At 65.2% G+C, this 24,662-nt stretch carries 20 protein-coding genes; 12 read left to right on the plus strand and 8 right to left on the minus strand.

Translation table 11 applies throughout. From position 1 onward, the window contains the following. Positions 1-4 precede the first annotated feature (4 nt). Entirely contained in the window at positions 5-1,030 is a 1,026-nt protein-coding gene (gene arsB / locus FCS99_RS15010; RefSeq protein ID WP_138514024.1) for an ACR3 family arsenite efflux transporter, read from the plus strand. On the opposite strand, the gene FCS99_RS15015 is transcribed toward arsB, so the two are convergent. From FCS99_RS15015 to FCS99_RS15025, 3 genes are read right to left on the minus strand one after another with little or no spacing between them, the layout of a single operon-like run. Then, positions 1,031-1,363, minus strand: coding sequence for a copper-binding protein (locus FCS99_RS15015; RefSeq protein ID WP_138514025.1), 333 nt, complete (start codon positions 1,361-1,363; stop codon positions 1,031-1,033). A gap of 14 nt (positions 1,364-1,377) precedes the next feature. After that, positions 1,378-2,703: a multicopper oxidase family protein gene (locus FCS99_RS15020; RefSeq protein WP_138514027.1), complete on the minus strand. Its 1,326-nt coding sequence runs from the start codon at positions 2,701-2,703 to the stop codon at positions 1,378-1,380. Next, positions 2,703-4,064, minus strand: coding sequence for a TolC family protein (locus FCS99_RS15025; protein WP_171036404.1), 1,362 nt, complete (start codon positions 4,062-4,064; stop codon positions 2,703-2,705). Before FCS99_RS15025 ends, FCS99_RS15020 begins: the two co-directional genes overlap by 1 nt. 45 nt (positions 4,065-4,109) lie before the next feature. Between FCS99_RS15025 and FCS99_RS15030 the strand changes: the two genes are divergently transcribed. Continuing rightward, complete coding sequence (locus tag FCS99_RS15030; RefSeq protein WP_138514030.1) at positions 4,110-4,406, plus strand: metal-sensitive transcriptional regulator; 297 nt, start codon at positions 4,110-4,112, stop codon at positions 4,404-4,406. Positions 4,407-4,418: 12 nt separating this feature from the next. Here the strand turns inward: FCS99_RS15030 and FCS99_RS15035 are convergent, their stop codons facing one another. Beyond that, complete coding sequence (locus tag FCS99_RS15035; protein WP_233352864.1) at positions 4,419-5,246, minus strand: flagellin; 828 nt, start codon at positions 5,244-5,246, stop codon at positions 4,419-4,421. A 219-nt stretch (positions 5,247-5,465) separates the two neighbouring features. Between FCS99_RS15035 and cobT the strand changes: the two genes are divergently transcribed. Beyond that, entirely contained in the window at positions 5,466-7,379 is a 1,914-nt protein-coding gene (gene cobT, locus FCS99_RS15040) for a cobaltochelatase subunit CobT (RefSeq protein WP_138514034.1), read from the plus strand. A 608-nt stretch (positions 7,380-7,987) separates the two neighbouring features. Here the strand turns inward: cobT and FCS99_RS15045 are convergent. Then, a complete protein-coding gene (locus FCS99_RS15045) occupies positions 7,988-9,754 on the minus strand; it encodes an amidohydrolase (protein ID WP_233352858.1) in 1,767 nt (588 codons plus the stop codon). Between the two features lie 107 nt (positions 9,755-9,861). Then, complete coding sequence (rpmB, locus tag FCS99_RS15050) at positions 9,862-10,146, minus strand: 50S ribosomal protein L28 (protein ID WP_138514036.1); 285 nt, start codon at positions 10,144-10,146, stop codon at positions 9,862-9,864. A 191-nt stretch (positions 10,147-10,337) separates the two neighbouring features. On the opposite strand from rpmB, the gene FCS99_RS15055 reads away from it, so the two are divergent. The 7 genes from FCS99_RS15055 to FCS99_RS15085 all read left to right on the plus strand — a co-directional run bounded on the left by FCS99_RS15055 (position 10,338) and on the right by FCS99_RS15085 (position 16,856). Continuing rightward, positions 10,338-11,138, plus strand: a complete 801-nt coding sequence (locus FCS99_RS15055) for a DUF3108 domain-containing protein (protein WP_233352859.1) — start codon at positions 10,338-10,340, stop codon at positions 11,136-11,138. Between the two features lie 61 nt (positions 11,139-11,199). Continuing rightward, positions 11,200-13,836 (plus strand): helicase-related protein, encoded by a 2,637-nt coding sequence (locus FCS99_RS15060; protein ID WP_138514041.1) that lies wholly within the window; start codon positions 11,200-11,202, stop codon positions 13,834-13,836. Beyond that, complete coding sequence (locus tag FCS99_RS15065; protein WP_138514043.1) at positions 13,833-14,147, plus strand: RNA-binding S4 domain-containing protein; 315 nt, start codon at positions 13,833-13,835, stop codon at positions 14,145-14,147. Before FCS99_RS15060 ends, FCS99_RS15065 begins: the two co-directional genes overlap by 4 nt. Before the next feature lie 44 nt (positions 14,148-14,191). After that, entirely contained in the window at positions 14,192-14,641 is a 450-nt protein-coding gene (locus tag FCS99_RS15070) for a tellurite resistance TerB family protein (protein ID WP_138514045.1), read from the plus strand. 63 nt (positions 14,642-14,704) lie between these two features. Next, positions 14,705-15,046: a ferredoxin FdxA gene (gene fdxA / locus FCS99_RS15075; protein ID WP_138514047.1), complete on the plus strand. Its 342-nt coding sequence runs from the start codon at positions 14,705-14,707 to the stop codon at positions 15,044-15,046. A 222-nt stretch (positions 15,047-15,268) separates the two neighbouring features. After that, a complete protein-coding gene (locus tag FCS99_RS15080) occupies positions 15,269-15,790 on the plus strand; it encodes a CarD family transcriptional regulator (protein WP_138514049.1) in 522 nt (173 codons plus the stop codon). Positions 15,791-15,953: 163 nt separating this feature from the next. After that, complete coding sequence (locus tag FCS99_RS15085; RefSeq protein ID WP_138514051.1) at positions 15,954-16,856, plus strand: RNA polymerase factor sigma-32; 903 nt, start codon at positions 15,954-15,956, stop codon at positions 16,854-16,856. A 193-nt stretch (positions 16,857-17,049) separates the two neighbouring features. Here FCS99_RS15085 and FCS99_RS15090 read toward each other — a convergent pair whose 3' ends face one another. After that, a complete protein-coding gene (locus FCS99_RS15090) occupies positions 17,050-17,841 on the minus strand; it encodes a thermonuclease family protein (RefSeq protein ID WP_138514053.1) in 792 nt (263 codons plus the stop codon). Between the two features lie 192 nt (positions 17,842-18,033). Here FCS99_RS15090 and FCS99_RS16310 point away from each other — a divergent pair, with 192 nt between their 5' ends. Next, positions 18,034-18,555 (plus strand): methyl-accepting chemotaxis protein, encoded by a 522-nt coding sequence (locus FCS99_RS16310; RefSeq protein ID WP_233352860.1) that lies wholly within the window; start codon positions 18,034-18,036, stop codon positions 18,553-18,555. 87 nt (positions 18,556-18,642) lie between these two features. Continuing rightward, the gene (locus FCS99_RS15100) at positions 18,643-19,287 is read left to right on the plus strand and encodes a 2-hydroxychromene-2-carboxylate isomerase (RefSeq protein ID WP_138514057.1); all 645 of its coding nucleotides are present in this window, start codon (positions 18,643-18,645) and stop codon (positions 19,285-19,287) included. An 80-nt stretch (positions 19,288-19,367) separates the two neighbouring features. On the opposite strand, the gene FCS99_RS15105 is transcribed toward FCS99_RS15100, so the two are convergent. Next, on the minus strand, positions 19,368-24,425 hold the full coding sequence (locus FCS99_RS15105; protein ID WP_138514059.1) for a beta strand repeat-containing protein: 5,058 nt from the start codon (positions 24,423-24,425) through the stop codon (positions 19,368-19,370). Between the last annotated feature and the right edge of the window lie 237 nt (positions 24,426-24,662).

A 24,662-nucleotide genomic window follows, 5' to 3' on the forward strand; every position in this document is an offset into this window, starting at 1 on the left:
CCGCATGCCCGTTTTCGAGCGTTACCTGTCGGTCTGGGTCGGCCTGTGCATCATCGCCGGCATTGGCCTGGGCCAACTGGTGCCCGGTCTCTTCGAGACCCTCGCCGGTCTGGAATATGCCAATGTGAATTTCGCCGTGGCGGTCCTGATCTGGGCGATGGTCTGGCCGATGATGATCTCGGTCGATTTCGCCAGCCTGAAACGCGTTGGCGACCGGCCGAAAGGACTGATCATCACGCTCGCCGTCAATTGGCTCGTCAAACCCTTCTCCATGGCGCTGCTGGGCGTGCTTTTCTTCAAGCATGTTTTTGCCGGACTGATCCCGCCGGCCGATGCGGACGGCTATATCGCCGGCCTGATCCTGCTCGGCGCTGCGCCCTGCACGGCGATGGTGTTTGTCTGGTCCCAGCTGACCAAGGGTGACGCCACCTACACGCTGGCCCAGGTCTCGGTGAATGACGCCATCATGGTGTTCGCCTTTGCGCCGATCGTCGCCCTTCTGCTCGGCGTCACCGAAATCGCCATTCCCTGGTCGACCCTGATCCTGTCCGTCCTGCTCTATGTCGCCATCCCCCTTGCAGCAGGCATTGTGACACGGCGCATCTTGATGGGGGACAGGGGCAGTGAGGCCACCGTCACGACCTTCACCGAGCGCCTCAAGCCCTTCTCCATTCTGGGCCTGCTGGGCACGGTCATCCTGCTGTTCGGATTCCAGGGACAGGTCATCCTGGAGCGGCCGCTGATCATTGCCCTGATCGCAGTCCCCATCCTGATCCAGTCCTACGGGATATTTGCCATCGCCTATGGCGCGGCCTGGCTGTGGCGCGTCCCGCACAAGGTGGCAGCCCCCTGCGCGCTGATCGGCACGTCAAACTTCTTCGAACTGGCGGTAGCCGTGGCCATCAGCCTGTTCGGGCTCAACTCGGGCGCAGCCCTGGCCACGGTGGTCGGTGTGCTGGTGGAAGTGCCGGTCATGCTGTCCCTCGTGGCCCTGGCCAACCGGACACGTCCGCACTTCCCGTCAGACTGATCAGTCCGCTTCCGGCGCCGCCGCAATCACCATCAGGTCCTCGCCGTGACGGGTCACCGTCACGGTCAGGGCGGCTCCTGGCTCGAACAGGGTGATGTCGACATCCTCGGCGATGTGGAAGCTCATCACCATGCCCATCATGCCGAGTTCCGGCAGCGGACCATGCCGCAGCAGGGCCGTCCGGGCTTCGGTGTCCACCGAGCGGACATCGGCGAAAGTGGTCGATTGGGCGGCTTCCATGTCCATGCTGTGCTCGGCGGACATGTCGCCATGTCCGTGATGCATGTCCTGGGCAGAGGCCATCAGGGACAGGGCCAAGAGAATATCGATCATGCCGGAACTCCGTTTCAGGCTTGCGGGTCGATCCCGTCGCGCGACAATTCTGCCTCGGAAGCCGGACGGGCCTCGCCTTCGGGATTGTCATACCAGCCAGGATCTTCCGTCCCGGTCAGACGGTCTCGCACTTTGAGAATGGTGAACATGCCGCCCATCGTGATGTAGTCGCGCGGGCCGCGAGCCCCGACCATGGGCAGGGAATTCTCCGGGATGTCCATATGGCCCATTTCCAGATGCGCGCCCATCTCGCCCATCCCGTCCTGACCCATCGTCATATAGGTCGGCAGGAGGGCGCCGACGGCGCGGTCGATCCGGCGGGCATTCACACCGGTCATATTGGGCAGATCATGACCCATCTGGTTCATGACATGGTGGGTCATGTGACAATGCATGGCCCAGTCGCCCGGATTGTCGGCGACGAATTCCACGGTCCGCGTCGCCCCGGTCGGGACCAGGACGGTCGTGTCCGGATGCTGGGCGCTTTCCGGAATCAGGCCGCCATCGGTCTCCGTGATGCGGAAGGCATAGCCGTGCAGATGGATCGGGTGATGGTCCATCGCCGACAGATTGCCGAACCGGATCCGCACCCGCTCACCCCGCTCCGCCAGAAGCGGCGCCGTGCCCGGATAGCAGCGCGCATTCATGGTCAGGATGTTGAAATCGGCCATTGCATTCGGGTCGGGTCGCGAAGCGCCCGGCTGCAGCGACCATTCCGACAGCATGATGGCATAGTCCCGGTCGGGCAGCGGGCCGGATGGACGTCGCGGATGCACCACAATCATGCCCATCAGGCCGAGCGCCATCTGGGTCATCTCATCATGGTGGGAGTGGTACATGAAGGTGCCATGCTGGCGGAAGGTCCACTCATAGACGAAGGTCTCGCCCGGATGGATGGAGCGCTGGGACAGACCGCCCACCCCGTCCATGCCGGAGGGCAGGATGACGCCGTGCCAGTGCACCGTGGTCGGGGCCGGCAGCCGGTTGGTGACATAGACGCGAACGCGATCACCTTCGACGGCTTCGATGGTGGGGCCGTGCGTACGGCCATTATAGCCCCAGGTCCGCGCCTGCAGGCCGGGGGCGAATTCGTGATCGACCTCTTCGGAGACCAGGTGGAACACCTTCACCCCGCCTACGACCCGATAGGGCAGCGTCGCCCCGTCCGGGGTCACAACGGGCCGATAGTCCACATTCGGGCGTCCCGGTGCCAGTCCGTCATGCTGGCTGACACTGGTGGAGTGGGCCGGGGTACGGGCATGGGCTGCGCCGGTCAGGCTGGCGGCTCCGGCCAAACCCAGGCCGCCGGCCAGAAGGGCATCACGTCGGGATACGGACATCAGTGGCCTCCTTCATCGCTGGGCGCCGCCATGGCATTTCCGGCGCTTGCCGACAGGACAGCGGGAGACCCGCCGGCCCGGATCTGCTGGATGCGGACTTCCGCCTTCTGAGCCTGAGCCAGGGCGTCGACCAGGTTCTGGCCAGCCTGGGTGCGCATTTCGAATGCCGCCATCAGTTCGAACACCCCGATCTGCATGGCGTTATAGTGCCGCAAGCTCTCCGCCAGCATGGATTCCGAGGTCGGCAAGATCCGGCTCTGCAGCGCGTCGAGTGTCACCATCGCGGCCTCGTGGGCCTGTTCCGCCTGCCGGATGGCAATCCGGATATCGGTTTCGGTCTGGGCAAAACGGTCCGCCGCCTGACTGGCCCGGATGCGGGCTGCCGCACGCCGCGGTCCGCCCCAATCAAAAACCGGCACAACCGTTTCCAGGCTGACCCCTTCGATCCAGTCACCATCTTCGCGCTCGGCGACAAAACCGACTTCGGTGTGCTCCAGCAGGCTGGCCCAGTTTTCCAACCCGGCCTCGCGGGCGAAGGCCTCGGCCTCGGCGCGGGCTGCGGCCAGCGGCAGGCTGGCCTCCCGGGCCTGGTCCAGATCGATCTGCACAGATTCGTCGTTGGGCGCATCCAGCCGGTCGGGCAGCTCAACCGCGGTTTCCGGCGGCAAGCCCATCAGGCCGAGCAGTGTCAGGCGGGCCTGGTCAGCCTCGACCGCAGCGGCCTGGGCTTCGAGACGAGCCTGTTCAGCGAACAGGGTCTCCCGGACCAGATCCAGTCGCGGCGTGTTTCCGGCATCATGGATTTCCTCAGCGACCAGGCGGCTGGCTTCCGCCGCCTCCGCGATCACGGACTGGAGTTCGGCCCGCTGCTCTGCGGCCACCGCATCAATCCAGGCCAGCCGGATTTCGGCGGCAAAATCGATGGCGCGCAGAACGGCGCGGTCCCGGGTCGCGTCATAGCGCGTCCGGGCCGCAGCCGACCGCCAGGGTGTTGCCACCACGCCCATGACCGACGCCATCAGATCAACATCGAAGAAGTCCGGCTCACCCTCGTGCGGTTGCCAGACGATCCCCAGAAGCGGATTTTCCGGACGCGAGGCCTGCAGCCAATCAGCCCGGGCCAGACCGGCTTCGGCCAGGTCCGCCGCCAGGCCGCGATTATTGGCCAAGGCGTAGGCGACAGCGGTTTCGCGATCCAGACGCTCGCCCTCGGCCGGCAGGACGGGCGGTGCCGTCGACACGGCCTGACGGGCCTGGATATCGGTATCAATCAAGGCGCGCTCCGCGGCCATGTCGACACTGGCGCAGGCGGTCATCAGGAGCGGCAGAAGAAGGCAGGAGAAGCGGCGTATTGCAATCATGCCTTCAGCCGCTAACATACCCCCTCAGGGTATACAAGGTGAGAGATGACACACGAAAGCGTGAGCCTGTCGGACCGGCGCGAGAAAAGCCTCAACCGTCTCAAGCGGATCGAGGGCCAGGTGCGCGGTGTTGTGCGCATGATCGAGAGTGACCGCTATTGCATCGACGTGCTCACTCAGCTGTCGGCCATCAAGTCGGCCCTGTCAGCGGTCGAGGGCGAGATCCTCAAGGACCATTCCGAACGTTGCGTCGCATCGGCCATCGGATCAGGTGACGCAGCTGAACAGCAGGCCAAGATGGGCGAACTCATCGGCCTCCTGCACAAACACTACAAGCTCTGACGGCCTGTCGGATTACTGGAAGAATTGCAGAATAGTGCGTGGACGCTGATTGGCGATCTGCAGGGCCTGCATGCCCAGCTCTTCGCGCACCAGCATCGCCTCGAGCCGGGCGCCCTCCCGGCCCAGATCAGCATCAATCAGATTGCCGATCCCGGAGGCCGTCTCGTCGATCTGCTTGATCAGGAGGGTGCGTTGCACGTCCAGCGTCTTGAGCGAAACGCCCAGGCGCGAGACCGAGGCATTCACCGCGCTCATGGAATCCTCGAAAGCCTGGACCATGGCCGTGTCCGGTCGGGCAGCCATGCCGGATGAATCCGTCGCCGGCAGGGTGAAGCCGAGCTGACTGTCGAAGATCCCGCCACCATCGGACAAATCCTCGGCGGCAATCGTCATCTGCGCATTCGGATCGCCGGACACGATGGCGGAGATATCGCTGGCCCCGGCTTCCAGCAGGTTGAGATCATTGAAGCTGGCATTCTCGACCAGTCGCTGGGCCTGGTTTCCCAGCGCGACGAAATCATCCATCAGGGTGCGCCAGCTGGTCTCGTCGAGTGTGGTGTCGGTGGCGGCGACCATTTTCGCCTGCATCTCCACCATCAGGTCGGACACGCCCTCGGCCGCGGCCAGGGCGGTCGACACGACGCCGGTCACCAGATCGATGGAGGTCAGCGCTTCCTCGCGTCCGGCATTGGACGCACGCATGCCCTGCGCCAAGGCCCAGATTGCGCCATTGTCGCTGGCTGTGCTCACCTCGAGCCCCGTCACGATCCGGGCCTGGATATCGACCCGTTCCTTCTCCAGCCGCGTCATGTGCTGGAGTGCGGAGTTCACGGCGGACATGGAATGCACGGAATAGGTCACCCGTAACGCACCACCACCAAAGAAACATGAGGGCCCGCTTATGCTGCGGACTCCAGCCGTCATCCTATCGAGCGCAAGGTTATCGAAACCTTTCAGGCGGGCTCATGAAATAACCCGCCGGTCCGGCACTGCAGTTGGGGCGGGGTGCGACATGGCGTAGCGCTCGCAATTTCAAGCGGAATGGTTAGGTTGTCCCCCATGAGCCAACCGCCTGCCGATCCCGATGCGTTCAAGCGCGCCCTGACCATCACCACGCGTGCCGTGGCGGGGGAAAAGGACCTCGACATCCGTTTCGGGGGCGAGATCGCCGGCCTGTCCGGCGGACGGATCGTCCTGCCCAATCCGGGCACCCAGCCCTCCGCCGAAGCCGCGGCTGCCGTGCGTGGCCGGGCCGACGCGCTGGCCCTTCGCCTGGCGCACCATGACGAGGCCGCCCATGTGAGCAGCCTGCCTTCCGGAGCGACCGCCCGGGCGATCTTCAACGCGGCCGAGCAGGCGCGGGTGGAAGGTCTCGGCGCCCGCGACATGAAAGGGATGGGCGACAATCTGGATGCCGCCCTGATCGCGCGCTGCCGCCAGAAGGGCTGGCAGGCCGTCACGGAACGCCAGGCGGCCCCGATGGAAGAGGCCGTCGCCATGCTGGTGCGTGAACGCGTCACCGGCCGCGAGACCCCGCCCGAGGCGGCCGGTCTGATGACGCTCTGGCGTGAGCAGATCGAGGACGTCGCCGGCGACTCGCTGGACGCCCTGGCCAAGAATGCCAACGACCAGAAAGCCTTCGCCGAGTTGCTGCGCAATGTGATCCAGGATCTCGACCTGGCCGATGAGCTGGGCGGCGATCCGGAAGACAGCGACAATCCGGACGATGAGGATGAAGGCGTCGACCGGGAACAGCGCACTGGCGATGAGGACGAGGAAAACCCGGGCGACCAGTCCGAACAACCCGACACGCCCGACGCCTCCGGCGAGGCCGGGGATGAGGAAGAGATCAATGCGGACGGCGAGGATGCCGATACCCGCGTCGATGCCATGGATGATGAAGGCGCCGCCCAGACCGCGATGCGCCCCAACTGGCAGCCCTCCAGCGACACCAATGCCAAGGCCTACAAGGTCTTCACGCGCGAGTTCGATGAGGTCATCCAGGCCCCGGATCTGTGTGATGCGGAAGAGCTGGAACGCTTGCGCAAATATCTCGACAACACGCTCAAGGGCATGGACCAGGTCGTCGGCCGTCTGGCCAACCGGCTGCAGCGCCGGCTGATGGCGCAGCAGGAACGCTCCTGGAAGTTCGACCTCGAAGAAGGCGTGCTGGACGGGTCCCGCTTGGCCCGCGTCATCGCCGACCCGACCCTGCCGCTGTCCTACAAGCAGGAAAGCGATACCGAATTCCGCGACACCATCGTCACCCTGTTGCTGGACAATTCCGGCTCGATGCGGGGCCGGCCGATCATGGTCGCTGCGGCCTGTGCCGACATTCTCGCCCGCACGCTGGAACGCTGCGGTGTGAAGACCGAGATCCTCGGCTTCACCACCAAGGCCTGGAAGGGAGGGCGGTCGAAGGAGAAATGGCTGTCCGAGGGCAAGCCGCCCCAACCGGGCCGCCTCAATGATCTGCGCCACATCATCTACAAGTCCGCCGACACGCCCTGGCGCCGCGCCCGGGTCAATCTCGGCCTGATGATGCGCGAGGGCCTGTTGAAGGAAAACATCGATGGCGAGGCCCTGCTCTGGGCCTGGAAACGCCTCGGTGCGCGGCCGGAACAGCGCCGCATCCTGATGGTGATATCCGATGGCGCTCCGGTCGATGACGGCACCCAGTCCGCCAATTCCGCCGGTTATCTGGAACGCCATCTGCGCGAGACCATCGCTCAGATCGAAAACCGGTCCGAGGTGGAACTCCTCGCCATCGGCATCGGTCATGATGTGACCCGCTGGTACAAGCGCGCCGTCACCATCAATGATGTCGACCAGCTCGGCGGTGCCATCACCGACCAGCTCGCCGCCCTGTTCGACGAGGATGGCGGCAAGGGCACAGGCTTCGGCTCTGTCCAGGGCGGCCCCATGTCCGGCCTCAAACGCGCCGACTGGTCCAGCCTGTCCGGCGGACGCTGATCTATTGCCTCAAGCACGGACTTTGACGCCACGGCGTTTCCGCCTGGCGGTATGAGAGGTGTGCGGGAGACCTGACGGGTCGGATTTAGCTATGAGTGTGAGTGACCTGACCGGTCTCCCGCACGCGGAGATTTGATCGTCTTCCCTTGCGGGCGACGCACCGAAACCGCCTGGGTGCCAGCACGGTCGTGACCTTGTGCCGTGTGGCCCGGGCGATGGCCCTGCCGGAGCTTGGGATGTCACCCCCTCGCGCGGACAGGCTCCGCACACCTCCGGGCACAAGGGACTGAGCTCATGCCTCTCTTCCCGGAAGTCGAGGAAAGTCTCTCACAGGTTTTCAGGGTGGGGATAAGTTTGGCTGGATCGGCACTCCCTCTCCCTTGGGGAGAGGGTGGCGCGCATGCGCCGGGATAGGGGGAAATCCCGGTGTTTACAGGTAATCGCGAGGACCCCGCCATCCCCCCTCATCCGCCGCTTCGCGGCACCTTCTCCCCAGGGAGAAGGAGGGGGTTGAGGCTGGCACGATCCACGCCCGCCTGAGGCGGGCGCCCCCTTCGGCCCGAAGCGCTGCTTCGGTCCACTTCCCCCGCTGCGCGGGGGCAGAAAACCTACTCCTCCGAATGATGGAAGCTGTGGGGGCTTTCCCAGACGACCTCGCCGTCCACGACCGTCATCCAGGGGTCCACGGTGAGGATATCCTCGGCGGGGATGGTCATGATGTCGGCGGAGAAGATGGTGAAGTCGGCGCGCTTGCCTTCCTCGATGGAGCCCAACTCGTCCTCGCGGAAGGAGGCGTAGGCGGGCCAGAGGGTGAAGAATTTGAGGGCATCCTCGCGGGACAGCGCCTCCTCGGCATGCCAGTTCTCACCCTGGAAACCGGTGAGATCGGCGCGGGCCACGGCGGCGTAGAATTCGATGCGCGGATCGCCCTGTTCCACCGGCGCATCGGAACCGCCGGTGATGTGGGCGCCGGCGTCCAGCAGGCTTTGCCAGGCATAGGCCCCGACCAGGCGGTCATCGCCGAGCCGGTCCGGCGCGAAGTGGAGATCGCCGATGGCGTGGGAAGGCTGGAAGGAGGCGATCACGCCCAGTTCGGCAAAGCGCGGGATATCGGCCGGGTCAATGATCTGGCTGTGCTCGTCCCGCCAGCGATGATCGGTCAGGGCGCGTTCCGCCTCGGGCACCTGGGCCAGGGCTTCCTCGACCCAGTCGAGCAGGTGCCGGTTGCCGCGATCGCCGATGGCGTGGACATTCACCTGCACCCCGTCACGCAAGGCCTGTGTCATGACGCTGATCGTCTCGTCGGCCTCGGCGATGGCCAGGCCGGACGTGTCCGGACGGTCGGCATAGGGTTCCAGCAGGGCGGCGCCGCGCGAGCCGAGAGCGCCGTCCATGTAGAGCTTGATCGACCGCGTGATCACCCGGCCCTCATCCGCCACGCGCGGGGCCTGCGGGGCCAGCCAGGCATAGCCGTCCGGATTGACGGAGATATAGGAACGGATCGGCAGGCGGTCGTCTTCGGCCAGACCCTCGATGATCTCGACATCCGTCCAGGGCACGGACATGTCATGCGCGCCGGTCCAGCCGAGCGAGGCCAGACGCATGGCGCCTTCCGCATAAATGTCACCACGCTCGGCGCCTTCCGGCTCGGTCACCAGTTCACCCATCGGATACATGGCGGTATCGATCAGCATGCCGGTCGGCTCGCCCGCCTCGTCAAACAGGATTTCCCCGCCCGAGGGCGCGACACTGTCGCGGGTGATGCCGGCTGCCGCGAGCGCGGCCGAGTTGGCGACGAGGGCATGGCCATCGGCGCGCGTCAGGATGACGGGATTGTCCGGCGAGACCGCATCCAGATCCTGGCGATTGGGGAAACGGTCCTCCGGCCAGTGCGTCTCGATCCAGCCACGACCGGTCACCACGGTGCCAGGCGCCGCCGTCCCGACCGCAGCCTCGACCCGTTCCACCAGCTGCGCAATGGAGGTCACATCATCCAGATTGAGGTTCCGCTCGCGCTCACCCACGCCCATGACGTGGATATGGCTGTCGGTGAAGCCGGGATACATGGCCCCGCCATTGAGATCGATGATCCGGGTTTCCGGACCCATCCAGATTGAAGCGCCCGCTTCGGGACCCGCAAAGACGATCCGGCCATCGGCGATGGCGACCGCACCGACGGTGGGGCGGGAATCATCGGCGGTATAGATGGAGCCGCCCCAGAAAACTGCATCGGCAGCGGCGACACCGGCGGGCTCGCTCGCAGGGGCCGTGGCGGGGGCCGCCCCCGCGGCGGCCTCGTCCGGTTCGGGCTGACCGCCGCAGGCCGCCAGGGCCAGCACGCTCACCGATACGGCAATGGAACGAAGATGAATCATGACGGCCTCCCCCGGAAAATCCCGGCGAGGCTAGCGGGCAGGCGCACAAACGACAACGCCCGCTGCAAGCAGCGGGCGTTGATCATGATCGTGATGGGCCGGCAGGCTTACGCCGCGTTGGCCTTCTTCAGCTCGCGCTTGATCTTCAGGGCACGATCCGAGAGCTTCTCGTCACGGGCCTTCAGCAGGAAAGCGTCCAGGCCGCCGACATGGTCGACGGAACGCAGGGCTTTCGCGGCAATGCGCAGTTTGAAGCTGCGACCCAGCTTTTCAGAGGCCAGGGTCACATCGCACAGGTTCGGCAGAAAACGGCGGCGGGTTTTGTTCTGAGCGTGGGAGACATTGTTCCCCGTCATCACGCCCGTGCCGGTCAGTTCGCAGCGACGCGCCATAAGTCGCACCTTTCAAGTATAACAATCCGTGCACACCGGCCTTGCGACCAGTGCGAGAGCGGGCGAATTACCGGAGCGGAACGAGCCCGTCAAGCGCGGAGCGTTCATCTTGCAGCCGGTTTCATCCTGTTATTGCAGTTGCTATGAGTGGTTCCAATCCCTGGGCGGGGTGCCAATTAGGAGAGTCCTTCGTGAAAAAGGCGTTGTTTGCCGTAGCCTTGACGCTGGGTCTGACCACAGCGGGATGGTCGGATGATGAAAGTGCACCGGAGGCCGCGCCCGGCCTGTCGGTATCTGCGCATTATTCCGGCTCGGTCATGATCTTCCAGGTCGCCGACATCACCATCTCCGGCCGATTTACCGAGCAGGACTATAGTGCCGCCGCCCGCTTCACCGCGGCGGGCCTCGCCGCCCTGTTCACCGATGCGGACATCGAGGCCGGTGTCTCCGGCTATCGCGAGGGTGCCCGTCTGCGCCCCTGGCGCTACAGCCACCTCAATCATGCCAGTTCGAAGAATCGGGTGGTGGGAATCGATTTTCCCGACGGCGTCGCCACGCCGGACGTGAACCCGCCCTTCGGCAATATGGGTGAACCGCCGGCGAGTGATGAAGAGCGCGCCGGTGCGGCCGATCCGATCTCGACCCTTTTGTCCATGGCACTGGGCGCCGTATCCGGCGAAAACGGGCTGTGCGACGGCCGGCTGCCGGTCTTTGACGGCCGGGCCCGCTACAATCTGCGTTTCGAGTCCGGCGGCACCGATTCCATCCGCACCCGGGCCTGGCGCGGCGAGGCCGTGGTCTGCCATGCCTATTACGAGCCGATCTCCGGCTATGAAGCGGATGAGTTCCCCTCCGAAGAGGATATCAGCCATCCGATCACCTTCTGGCTGGCCCCGCTGGATGAGGGCCGCATCCACCTGCCCGTCCGCATTCGTACCAATGCCGGTTTCGGCGGTGTGACGGTGACGGCCCGCTCGATCGAGATGCACTGAGCCCAGCTCCCCGAATGAGGTGCTTGCCCCTGTCACGGGGGCAGCGCTAAGGAGAGGCGTGATGTTGGCGCGCTATGATGGTTCCGGGCAGATTACCGCTGCCCTGGGCCCCACCAATACAGGCAAGACCCACCTCGCCGTCGAGCGCATGCTGGCCCGGTCGTCCGGAATGATCGGCCTGCCCCTGCGCTTGCTGGCGCGCGAGGTCTATGACCGTGTGGTGAAGGTCAAGGGTGCCGGCGCCGCCGCCCTGATCACCGGCGAGGAAAAGATCGTCCCGCCGAACGCGCGCTATTTCATCTGCACGGCCGAAGCCATGCCGCTGGACCGGCGGGTCGCCTTCATGGCGATCGACGAGGTGCAGCTGGCCGCCGATCATGAGCGCGGCCATGTTTTCACCGACCGCCTGCTGCGCGCCCGCGGTACCGAAGAGACGATGATCTTGGGCGCCGGCACGATGTCGCGCCTGATCCGCGAGCTCGTGCCCCAGGCCGACACGGAATTCCGCGAGCGCTTTTCCCAGCTCTCCTATGCGGGCCCGGCCAAGGTGACCCGACTGCCCCGGCGCTCGGCCGTGGTCGCCTTCTCCGCAGAGTCCGTCTACGCAATCGCCGAGCTCTTGCGCCGCCGGCGCGGCGGGGCTGCCGTCGTAATGGGGTCACTGTCACCGCGCACTCGCAATGCCCAGGTCGAGCTCTATCAGTCCGGCGAAGTGGATTTCCTGGTCGCGACCGATGCCATCGGCATGGGGCTGAACATGGATATCGACCATGTCGCCTTCGCCGAGAGCCGCAAGTTCGACGGCCGCCGCCGCCGCAATCTCACCCCCGCGGAAATGGCCCAGATCGCCGGCCGGGCCGGACGGTTCCGCTCGGACGGGACCTTCGGCGAAACGGCGGAATGCCGACCCTTCGATCCGGAAGCGGTCGAGGCCATCGAAGCCCATGAGTTTGCGCAGGTGGAACGTCTGCAATGGCGCAATCCGGTGCTGGATGAAAGCTCGCTGGAAGCGCTGCAATACACGCTGGGCAAGCCTTCGCCCCACCCGGCCCTGGAACGGGTCGGCGAAGTCATCGACGAGCGGGCCCTGGGGGTTCTGGCCAGCGACCGGGAGATCCGCGACCGGGCGACCAGCCCGGCCATGGTCAGCCGTTTGTGGGATGCCTGCCGCCTGCCCGATTTCCGCAAGGCCACGCTGGATGCCCATGCCCGGCTGGTGAAGTCCATCTATCTGCATCTGACCGGACCGGGCGGCGTCCTGCCGGACAGCTGGATGGACGGGCAGCTGGAACGGCTCAACAAGACCTCCGGCGATGTCGACGCCCTGGCGGCCCGCCTCGCCCATGTGCGGACCTGGGCCTATGCCGCCCACCGCAATGACTGGACGAAAGACCCCGAGCACTGGCGCGGCCGCACCCGACAGGTCGAGGACGCCCTGTCCGATGCCCTGCACGAAAAACTCATGCAGCGCTTCGTCGACCGGCGCACCAGCGCCCTGGCCAAAAGCCTGCGTGATGAGCGCGATCTTCTGGCCGGCGTCTCCCGCGATGGCGAGGTCACGGTGGAAGGCCATTTCGTCGGACGGCTTGACGGGCTGCGTTTCAAGCCCGATGCAGAGGGCCGCGAACTTGAAGCCCGCACCCTGAAGTCCGCCGCACTGAAAGCCTTGCGGCCTGAAATCAACCGGCGCCTGCGCGCCCTGGCAAAGACTGACATGACCGAACTGACCTTTACCGATGAAGGCAAGATCGTCTGGAATGACGAAATCATTGCCCAGCTCATTCCCGGCCCGACCCCGCTGAAACCCGCCATCAAGATGGAGGGCGGCGATCTGGGCGCGAATGAAGCCGTCGTCCAGGCCCAGTCCGGTCTGGAGACCAAGGTCCGCGAGCATGTCGAGACCGTACTCGCCCCGCTGTTCAAACTGCGCGAGGCCGGACAATCGGACGCGCTGACAGGTCCGGCACGCGGTGTCGCCTGGCGCCTGCATGAAGCCGGCGGGGCGCTGGTTCGTTCGCAGATTTCCGACGAGATCAAGGGGCTCGACCAGGAGGAGCGCCGCAGCCTGCGCCAGGCCGGCGTTCGCATCGGCGAACACATGATCTATGTGCCCGAACTGGTCAAACCGGCACCGGCCCGCCTCAACGCCCTGTTGCAATCGGTGCATGCCGGCCAGATCGATCTGGCCTGGATCCCGGCACCGGGCCTGACCTCCATCGCCAATGACCGCAGCCGGACGCGGGCCGATTATGCCATGGTGGGCTTTTACCCGTGCGGTCCGCGCGCCGTGCGCTTCGACATGCTGGAGCGCCTGGCCGACACGCTGCGCGAAGCGCGCAATGCCGATACCGAGGCGGGCTTCCCGCTGACCGCCGACATGACCGCCCTGCTGGGCTGTTCCGTCGAGGACATGCGCGGCGTGCTGATGACGCTGGGCTATAAGCGCATCCAGAAGGGCCCCGATCCGGAGAAGGCCGAGGGCGAACGCTGGGACCGCAAGAAGCGCCGTCCGCCGCAGCGCGGCAACCCGGCCAAGGCGGGCGGCGGCGCGCGCCGTCATGCCCCGTCCAAGCCGGCGGCGGCACAGAAACCGGCCATGGCACCGGCTGACAGCCCGTTTGCCGCCCTCGCCGAGCTGAAGCTGGGTGACAGCAAGCCGAAAGCGTCCAAACCGCGCAGCAAGGCCCGCAAGTCGTGACAGACAGGCCGGACGGGCAGCGCGTGGACATCTGGCTCTGGCGGGCCCGCCTGTTCAAGACGCGCAGCCTGGCCACGAAGATTGTCCAGAAGGGCCATGTCCGCCTCACGCAGACCGGTCTGACCCGCCGCCTGACCAAGGCCTCCGCCCTGGTCCGTGCGGGCGACCAATTGACGCTTCCGCTGAATAAGCAGATCGTGCGTCTGGAAATTCTGGGCCTGGGGGAGCGGCGTGGTCCCGCCCCCGAAGCCCGGGAATTGTATGCCGTCCTCGAAGACGCTGCGGATGACACCGGCGATCACCCCGCTTGACGCCTGCCCTGTCCGTCCCGCGCCGACCGACCTGGAGAGCCGGAATGTTTGACACGCTGAAACGCCTGTTCGGATCCGATCCTGCCGAAGCCCATCCGGAGATCGACCCTCATGTGGCGGCCACCGCCCTGCTCGTCGAGGCGGCCCTGGCGGATGGCATTTACGCCGATTGCGAGCAGGACCAGATCCGCTCCATCCTGTCCGGCGCCTTCGGCATGGACGAAAACAAGACCGAGAAAGTCCTCACCCAGGCCGAGGAACTGGCCGAGACGGCGATTGACCATCACCGCTTCACCAAGGTCGTGAAGACCTGTCTGGACAAGCAGGAGCGGATCGCCCTGCTGGAGCAGTTGTGGCTGGTCGTGCTGGCCGATGGCGAGCGCTCGCCCTTCGAGGATGCCTTCATCCGGCGCATTGCCCCATTGCTGGCCGTGGATGATCGCGAACGGGCATTCTCGCGCTCGCGTGCAGAAGCGCGCATCCGCGCGAGTTGACAATTCGCCATCAGCGGCCCATGTCCCGCTCGCTGTCTTGACTGATCCGGATTCCAGCCTGTTATGACCTATATCGTCACCGACGCGTGTGTTCGCTGCAAATATACTGACTGTGTCGAAGTCTGCCCCGTGGACTGCTTCTACGAAGGCGAGAACTTCCTGGTCATCCACCCGGACGAATGCATCGATTGCGGCGTGTGCGAACCGGAATGCCCGGTCGAGGCCATCAAGCCCGACACGGAAGACGATCCGGACGGCAAGTGGCTGGCGGTGAACTCGAAATTTGCCGAGATCTGGCCGAACATTACGGTCCGCAAGGACCCGCCCGCAGACGCCGATGCCATGGCCGAACAAGAGGGCAAGTACGAGAAGTATTTCTCGGAAAAGCCGGGCGCAGGAGACTGAGCCGGTCCGGTTAACCAAACGCTACCGTTTGGAAATTTGCACAATTCGTGTTATGTTCTGCGGATTGATGGGCGGCGCATGTTGCGCTGCCCGCTTTTCTGCACGGTGATTGGAACGCAGTAATAACACGATCTCAGAGACCGGATGGGTGCCGGGCAACTTTGAGAGCGGACTGCGTCCTATTGCGTCTCTGTGTACGGAAGGCTCAACGAGAGAGCATCCATGACGAAAAAAACCGCCAACGACAACAAGTCCTTCAAGCAAGGTGACTTTATCGTGTACCCGGCCCACGGCGTCGGCCAGGTAACAGGCGTTGAAAAAGATACCGTCGCGGGTTTCGACATCGAGGTTTATGTCGTCACGTTCGAACAGGACAAGATGACCCTGCGTGTCCCCACGGCGAAGGCCGACGCATCCGGCATGCGGCCGCTGTCCTCCGACCGGATCGTGAAGGACGCGATGAAAACGCTCAAGGGCAAGGCCAAGGTCAAGCGCACCATGTGGAGCCGCCGGGCCCAGGAATACGAAGCCAAGATCAATTCCGGTGATCTGATCATGATCGCGGAAGTCGTGCGCGACCTGCACCGCGCTGAAGACCAGCCGGAGCAGTCCTATTCCGAACGTCAGCTGTATGAGTCCGCGCTCGACCGCATGGTCCGCGAACTGGCCGCCGTCGAGAATATCGAACACGACCAGGCCCGTGAAATGCTGTCGACCTCGCTGGCCAAGAAGGCCGCCGCCTGATCGATCCGGGCCACTCGCCCGACCCAGACCTGAAGGACGCCCGGCCCCTGTGCCGGGCGTTTTTCGTTCCGGCCTGTTTCCTGCCGGTGCCCGACCTCGCGACGCCTCGAGTGATCCAGTCCTCCGCCTGCCACGTAGACAGGGCCATAAGGAGGAACGAGACATGCCAGCAAGCCTATCCGTATCCCCCGTCCGTTCGGCGCGCCCCGCCGGAGAACAGGGTTTCGTCAAATCCGCCATGGCCCAGCCCCTGCTGGAGCGTGAGGAAGAGCAGGAATTGGCCCGCCTCTGGCGCGAAGAGCGCGACGATGCGGCGCTGCACCGGCTGACCGAAACCCATATCCGTCTCGTGATTTCCCTGGCCGCCCGCTACAAGCGCTACGGCCTGCCCTTCGCCGACCTGATCCAGGAAGGCAATATCGGGCTGATGAAGGCGGCTGACCGGTTCGAGCCGAGCCGCGATGTCCGCTTTGCGACCTATGCGAGCTGGTGGATCCGCTCCACCATCCAGGACTATGTCCTGCGCAACTGGTCGATCGTGCGGACCGGGACAACCTCCGCCCAGAAATCGCTTTTCTTCAATCTGCGCCGTTTGCGCGCCCAGATCGGCGATGTCGACGGCGCGCCGATCAATGCTGAGAACCGCAAGCATATCGCCGAGGAACTCAAGGTCCGCGAAGTCGATGTCGACCGGATGGCGGCGCGTTTGAGCGCGGTGGACCGCTCGCTCAATGCGCCCGTGGGTGAAGAGGGTGACATGCAATGGCAGGACATGCTGGTCGATGAGACCAGCGCGCCGGAAGTCGAGGTCATGGACCGCCATGACAGCGAGCGACGCCAGGCCTGGATCGGCCAAGCCATTGAAACCCTGAACCCGCGGGAGCGTCTCATCATCCAGGAACGCCAGCTGACCGAAGAGGTCACCACGCTGGAGCAATTGGGTGAGCGGCTCGGAATTTCCAAGGAACGGGTCCGCCAGATTGAAGCCGTGGCCCTGACCAAATTGCGTAAGGCGCTGACCGAACTGGTCGGCGATCCGGTCGAAGCCGGTCTGGTGCCCTACTGAGACCGTACGACAACCGGCCCGGAACGGGATCAGAAGTGACCCGGAGCGGGATCAGAATAGACCCGGAACGGGATCACGACACGCGCACAAGAACGACATTCCTCCCCCAGGCCGCACCGCCAACCCCACGGCCTGACCCACCGGCCATCGGACCCAGCCCTCAGGTCCGGTGGCCGGTTTACTTTCACCGTCCTCAATCCTCGAGAATTTCGATCCGTTCGGGATGGTCGATGCGGATCATCGGACCATTCTCGTCCTCGACCCAGCCGCGCACCCGGATCCGGTAGGATTCCAGCGCAACGGGATCCAGACCGGCAGCGAGAAAGACCGGCTCGTCCTCGGCACTGATCATGACCGTGAAGTCGGTGCGGTAATCAGCGCCGAAATTGAGATAGACCCGCCCGGAGCGCAGACGGGTCGCCTCGACCACCCGCCCCTCCACCAGCTGGACCGAGCCGATATCCTGGGCCAGTGCATCGGGATGTGTGTCCCGCACGGCTTGTCCCGGCTCGTCCCAGAGACCCGCCTGCGCGGACCGGGCCTCGGCCTCCAGAGCGAGCAGGGCCGCCGTGTCCTGCCGATTGTCGGCATGGGAGAGCACACGCGCGGCGCCGGCCCGGACCAGTTCTGCCTGCAGCCAGACCGGCTCCGCCGGACCCTGCCGCCCCGTCGGACGCAGATAGACATGGGCGATCCGGCGGCCATACCGGTCCTCGACCTCCGAACCGGGCTGCCAGCCAACCTCCTGTCCGTCCAGCAAACGCTCCAGCGCCGCCTCGGTCAGTCCCGGCAAGGGCGTGTCCAGTTCCGCCAGACGCAGCTCGATCTGCGAATCAGGCGGTCCGGACGGATCGGAAACGATGAAGGTGAGCGGACCGGTGAGACTGTCTGCAGGTCCGATCCAGTGGATTTGCGCCGGTGCCGAACCCGGCGAACAGGCGGCCAGAGAGAAGCCCCATACAATCAGGGCGAGAATGCGTGCCATAGCCAGCAAGCTCCTTTCACCGCCCCGATGATGATTACCACTTATACGTGCAACCCAGAAATACGGCAACTGGTTTCACAACGCAAGCCCGGGCTTTGGAATCCGTTTACCATCTCTGGATAAAGCTGCGTCCAGTCTTCACTGAACCGGACCCGCACAATCATGAACGCCTACGCTTACAACGACGATGGAATGACCCAAGCTGATGCTCCGGCCGCGCACGGCCATTCGATTGCCGAAGCCGTCGGCGAAACCGCCGCTCGCGCCTCCCAGGGTGCCGAAGCCGCCCAGGTCGCGCGCGACGCCATGAACCAGGTCGAGGAATCCAGCCAGGTGCTCGAGCGCCGCGTGGAAGCCCTGACCGACGCGTCCCAGCGCATCAATGCCATTCTCTCCACGATCGAGGCGATCGCCAGCCAGACCAATCTGCTGGCCCTGAACGCCACGATCGAAGCCGCCCGCGCCGGTGAAGCCGGTCGCGGTTTCGCCGTCGTCGCCGGCGAAGTGAAAGCCCTGGCCGGCCAGACCGCCAAGGCCACCGAAGACATCGCCTCCCGCATCGCGGCGCTGGACAATGAAGTGAAGGAAATCCTCGACGGTGTGCGCGGTTCCGGCCAGTCGGTCGCCCGCGGCAAGGAAGCCGTCGACCAGATGACCCAGGCCACCCAGGAAGTCGCGCACCAGCTCAACTCGCTGCGCACCCAGGTCGGCTAAACAAAAGACACGCTCCACAGAGTTGTGAACGGGCTGCCCCCGGGCGGCCCGTTTTCTTTTGCGGCGGAGCATGGCTAGATCGCGGCCATGACATATTCAGCCCAACTCTACTGGTCCTTCCGCAGCCCCTATTCCTATCTCGCCCTGCCGCGCCTGATCGCGCTGGAAGACGAGTATGACCTCAAATTCGAGGTCCACCCGGTGCGTCCGCTGGCCCTGCGCCAGCCGGACTTCTTCCAGCGGGAGCATCCCAAATGGCTGCACTATCTGCTCACCGATGTCGCCCGACTGGCCGAGCATCTGGGCATCCACTTTGCCGCGCCCAATCCCGACCCTGTCCTGTTCGACCATGACAAGAACCAGGCCGCCGACGACCAGCCCCATATCGACCGGCTGACCCGGATCGGTGTGCTGGCGTCCGAACAAGGCAAGGGCCTGGCCGCGCTCTATGCCATTTCCAAACGCATCTGGTCGGGTCAGGCCTGGACCGAGGACGGCGTGCTGGATGCGGCCCTCACCGAAGCCGGTCTGGAGCCCGGGGACATCCTGGCCCGGGCCGAGACCGAGGCGGACCGCCTGGACGGTGTCATCCGCGCCAATGAAGACGCGCTCGAAGAGGCCGGCCATTGGGGCGTACCGACCATGGTCTACAAGGGCGAACCCTTTTTCGGCCAGGACCGGATCGATCTTCTGATCTGGCGCATGGAGCGCGACGGGCTCACCAAGCGCTGAGCCCTGCCCCCCAAAAAAGAATACCCCGCCGAAGACGGATCTCCGGCGGGGCACTCGGGGGGAATCCAGAGCGAGGGCGTCTAGAAGCGGAAGAGCCCCCCAAGACGGATGGAACCGCCCGACTGGTCACCGTCGAAGGCTTCACCCCCGACATTCAGGACCAGACCGGTGTCCAGTTCGAAGGACGCGCCCAGTTCCAGGCGGCCATAGGAGCCGGCCGGTTCATCGACCAGGTCAAGCTGGCTGGAGCCGGAGACGTAGACCGCCTCATTCTCCCCGGCGAACTCCTCCACCAGGAAGAGGCCGGCCGTGGGACGCACCGTCCAGCGGCCCGCGCTGAAGGCGTGACCGGCGCGCGCGCCGACTTCCGCCTGCAGGCTGTCGCCATCGGCGAGCTCGAAGCCGCCCGTATTGAAGTCCACCTGCCCCAGCGAGGCCGACACCCAGCTGACCGAGACGGCCGGCTCGAACCAGGTCTCACCGGACTGGAAGCGGGCCCCGGCTTCACCATTGAGGCCGAGCGTGGTGACATCCACCTCGCCGCGCTCTCCGGCACTGGCCACATCGATCTCCAGCGTACCGGTATCAAGCTTGGCGACGCCGGAGGCATAATAGGCCCCGCTCTGCCAGCCGGCGAAACCGGCGAAGCTGACCGTTTCCAGCGCCATCGTATTGCCGGTGCCGGTGAAACGGGCGCTGGCATCACCATAGCCCAGGGCCAGCCCCAGATTCAGCGCATCACGCTGCCAGGCCAGGCCACCGGAGACACCGGACGAATCCAGGTCCCGCGCCAGTGTCTGGCTGACCGTGCCGCCCGCATGCTGGGTGCTCAGCTCGACATCCGCGCCATTGCGGCTGCCGCTGTACACGTCCAGCCAGCCCCGCATGCCATCGCCTTGCGTCTCCTGCACGCAGCGCAACAGCGCAGATTGCTGACGGATGGACTGGGTGCCGACATGCCAGACATCGGTCGCCACACCCCCGGCCTGGGCCAGTTCGAAGACTTCCGCATCCGGATTGGCGGCGAGGGTCAGCGCCGTGCCGCTCTGGACCAGCGTCCATTGCATGAAGCCGGCATCGGCCGTGTCCGCGCTGATGGTGAAGGCATCGGCCGCCACCGGCGTGGTGAAGTTGATCAGGCCGACCGTGGTATCCAGGGTCAGACCGGTCTCGGCCGCCACCCGGATTTCCGTGCTGCCGCTGACATCGCCGAAGGTGATGCTGTCCGCGGTCACACCACCGGCCCCATTGTCCAGCACATCGAAGGCCAGGACACTGCCGGTCCCGCCGACAAAGCTGATCCCGGAGAAGTCGACCGTGTCGCCGGCATCTCCGTCAGCGAGGCTGAGCAGGCCCTGGTTCTCGAAGTTTTCCAGCCCGTCAAACCCGGCAGCCCCGTCCACGATGTAGACTTCACCCGTATTGACCAGCGTGTCCGCACCGCCGCCGAACACACTCGTGCCCGAAGCGAGGAAACGGCCGGCGATCGACAGCGTGTCGTCACCTTCGGTCAGTTGGATACGGCCCTGCAGCGTGCCGCCCTGCGCCACCGTCAGGCTGGAGCCCGAGGTGACCGGCGTATAGGTCGTGCCCAGATTGGAAGCCGACAGGTCATCCGGGAAGGAGCCATCCGGATCGTCCGGGATGATCGGATCATCCGGCACCAGGCCCGGTTCAATGACGATGGCAAACCCGTCGCCCGCGCTTTCCACCAGACCGCCATCGGCAATCTCGACATCGACGGCACCGGACGTGGCGATGCGCACACCGGCACCCTGTTCGGCCCGGACATGACCATCGATCACGGCAGAGACATCCCCGGCCACGCTGACCAGGTTGAGACCATCCGCACCCAGACCGGAGACGGCGACATCGCCGGCGGTCACATCGATCGCGCCATCCGTGGTGCGGGCCCGGATACCATGGGCTCCGGCCCCCAGTGTGGAGACCGACCCGCTGGCAATCGTCACCGAGCCATAATCACTGGTGGCGTCAATGCCGTAGGACGCCGGCCCGTCGATTTCCCAGAAACCGTCCACGGTCTGGCCGTTCTCGAAACGGGTGGCAATGAAGAAGCGGGTGCTCTCACCGGTCGTGACCACCGAGCCGCTTTCGATGGTGACATTACCATTGGCGTGCGCCGCAATACCCCGCGAGGAGTCACCCGACGTGCTGACCGACCCGGCGGTGATGGAGATATCCCCGTCCGGCACCGTGCCCGGCAGGGTGTCCTCTGCGGACAGGCCCAGATCATCCGCCGCCAGCAGCAGCGCCGCGAACGTGCCGCTGGGATCTCCCGCCGGATCGCCATCCGGGTCCGTGGGCCCATCGCCTCCGCCGCCGATGAACTCATCGGGATTGCGGATGAGCGGGCCTTCCGACCCGTTCAAGCCCCGGCGGTTGATCGCCTGGATGCCATCGGCGGCATCGCCCGTCGTGGTCACCGATCCGACCTCGATCTCAGCTCCGGCCCGGCTGGCGGAGAAGATGCCAACGGACTGGCGGCCACTGGTCGACACTTCACCCACACGGATCTCATTGGAGCTCCGCATGGCGATCGACCGCACACCGGTGATGTAATCGCCCACCGTGGTGACGGAATTCGCCAGGATGGTCGTGTGTCCCCCCTCTTCCTCGAGCGAGGAGCTGAGGGCGCGGATACCGCCCCCGCCTTCGCCGGTCACGGTGACATCGCCCACTTCGGTGTAGATGGAGCCGTACAGGGTGATCATTTCCACGCCGGTCATCTTGAGACCTTCGGCATGGACCGAATTCACGCGTGCGCTGGCCTCGCCCACGATGGAGCCAACCGACACGGCGTCGGAGAAGGGATCGGTATCGCCCTCACTCTCGCGATCCGAGCGGACCGCGATATCACCGGCTTCCAGGCTGGCGCCGAGATCACCGCGGACGCGGGCGCCAACGACGCCGCCATACCCGTCGACATCCACGGAATTCACCGTGACATCTGCCGTCCCCAGCGTCGCGAACACGCTGATGCCATTGGTATTCTGGCCCGCGGCAGACACTTCGCCCGCATTGACGACGATATTGCCTTCCACCGTCGTGGCGGCCACGCCGATGACGTTGAAGCCCGGCTCGGTCGATGCCGGTCCGCCCGGATCCGGCGTATCGGGGAAACCGCCCCCGCCACCGCCATCATCCGGCTCATACCGATCACCGGAGACGTTCACCTGGTTGACCGTGATCGTCACATCGCCCTGCTCGGCGAAACCCTCAATCCCTGCGGAACTATCCCCCTGGGAGGAGACCGATCCGGCCTCGATCGTGATGTCGCCGCCTTCGGTTCCGACACTGATGGCCGCGGACACGGCGCCCTGCGTGGCCACATCATTGGCCTGGACGAGGACATCATCATTCGCATCGATGAATATGCCGGCGGCATTATTGCCGGCCGTGGTGATGGTGTCGGCCTGGACCAGGACCTCGCCGAACGTGTCGATGAAGATGCCGTCCGATCCGTCGCCCAGCGTGCTGATCGAGCCGGATTCGATGCGGACATCGGACCCGCCGCCCAGGCCGATCACGGAAATCCCGTCGGCGTCGGAGCCTTGCGTGGAGACGGCACCGGACAGAATGTCGACCTCACCGGTGAAGGTGAAGGCCTCGACCCCCGTGCTGGCATCGCCCTCGGTCTCGACCGACCCGCTTTCGATCACGATGTCCTTGTCAGCATTGGCCGAAATGCCCGACGCGTCGAAGCCGGTCGTGCTGACCGCTTCGCTCAATACAAGGACGTTTCCGAATTGACTGTTGGCCGAGATTGCTGCGGCAAAATCGCCCTGAGTTGATACAGCCCCACTATCAATACCGACATCGCCAAAACTACTGCGAGCCAGAATCCCAATCGCGCTTTCACCGGCGGTTTCAATCTCATCGCTGATCACAATCGTATCGGTATTGGCGGTGGCATAGATGCCCGTCGCGCCGGCTCCGGCCGTCGAGACAGAGCCGCTTTCGACATAAACATCGGCGGCCTCGCTGATCGCGACGATGCCCATGGCCGCGCCGGTTGGCGCCGCGGGAACCGTGTCGACGGGACCGCTCGGCGGGAAAGGATCTCCGCCGCCATCATCCGGTGGGAATCCGTCGCCGCCGCCATCATCGCCGGGACCATCGCCCGGCCCGTCACCTGGACCATCGCCCGGACCATCACCCGGACCATCACCGCCGCCATCGGTCACAAGAGCGGCGCCCGTGGTCACCACGCTGTCGCTGTAGACCGTGACGCTGCCGGTGCCGCTGGCCAGGATGCCGACAGACCCGTCACCGCTCGTCTCGACCGAGCCGCTTTCCGCATAGGCCTGCCTGTCCCCCCCTTGGACGATGATGCCATGGGCTTCCGCGCCGGCGGTCCGGACCGTCTCGCTACGGACATAGGCGGAGAAGCCCGCATCGGCGACAATGCCGTGGGCGCCATCGCCCTGGGTCTCGACCTCGAGACTGTCCACGGTCACGAAGCTGGTGGCTTCGGCCTGGATGCCGATCGCTTCGAGGCCGGCCGTCGAGACATAATCGCTGACCAGCTGGATCTCATTGCCCGAGCGCGCGACGATGCCATGGGCGAAATCACCCGTCGTGATGACGGAACCGCTTTCCAGCGTGATCAGGCTGCCATTGGTGACCACATCGATCCCGACGGAGTCGGCACCCGACGTCGTCACATTGCCGCTGAAGATCTGGGTCAGACCGTCACCGAACATCCCGTCATGACGCACGACGATCCCGCGCGAGGCCGGGCCCGCAGTCGTCACATCACCGCTGTAGATCAGGATGGAGGAGTCATTGCCGAACACCTGGGCGAAAATGCCGTCAGAGCCGAAACCCTGTGTCGTCACGTCCAGATTGTTGATGGCCACATCGCCGAGGAAGGAGCGGCCCAGAATGGCCGGCGTGCCGTCTTCATGGGTGACCAGCGGGGCGTCGACGACGATGTCGACAGTGTCATCGGTCTCGACGGCGACCGCCTGCGGCGCATCGCTGACACCGGACGAGGCCGCCAGCGTGTCGCTGCTCTGGGCAAAGGCGGCCGGATGGAGGGCCAGGAGACCACACCCCAATGCGGTCGACAGAAGACGGGTCCGCAGTCCGGCCCGGTTGGATAAAGCGCGTTGCATACTCTCTACTCCCCACGCCTCCGCGACCGCACCTTGCCAGCCGGTCCTGCGGAGAACTGATCTGAACGGCGCCCGGAAGCGGACGCGCGATCCTCGAAGTCGATACCCCGGCCACCCGGCCTGACGGACGGATGAGCGGTCTCGACCTTGGGGTAGTCCGGGTTCGGCCCGCCCTTCCAGTCCATTGTCACGGACGCGGAGCTGACACCCATGAGCGCCCGGCAAATCAACCAACAA

This window comes from Maricaulis alexandrii, assembly GCF_005871165.1.
In the GTDB taxonomy this organism is placed as follows: domain Bacteria; phylum Pseudomonadota; class Alphaproteobacteria; order Caulobacterales; family Maricaulaceae; genus Maricaulis; species Maricaulis alexandrii.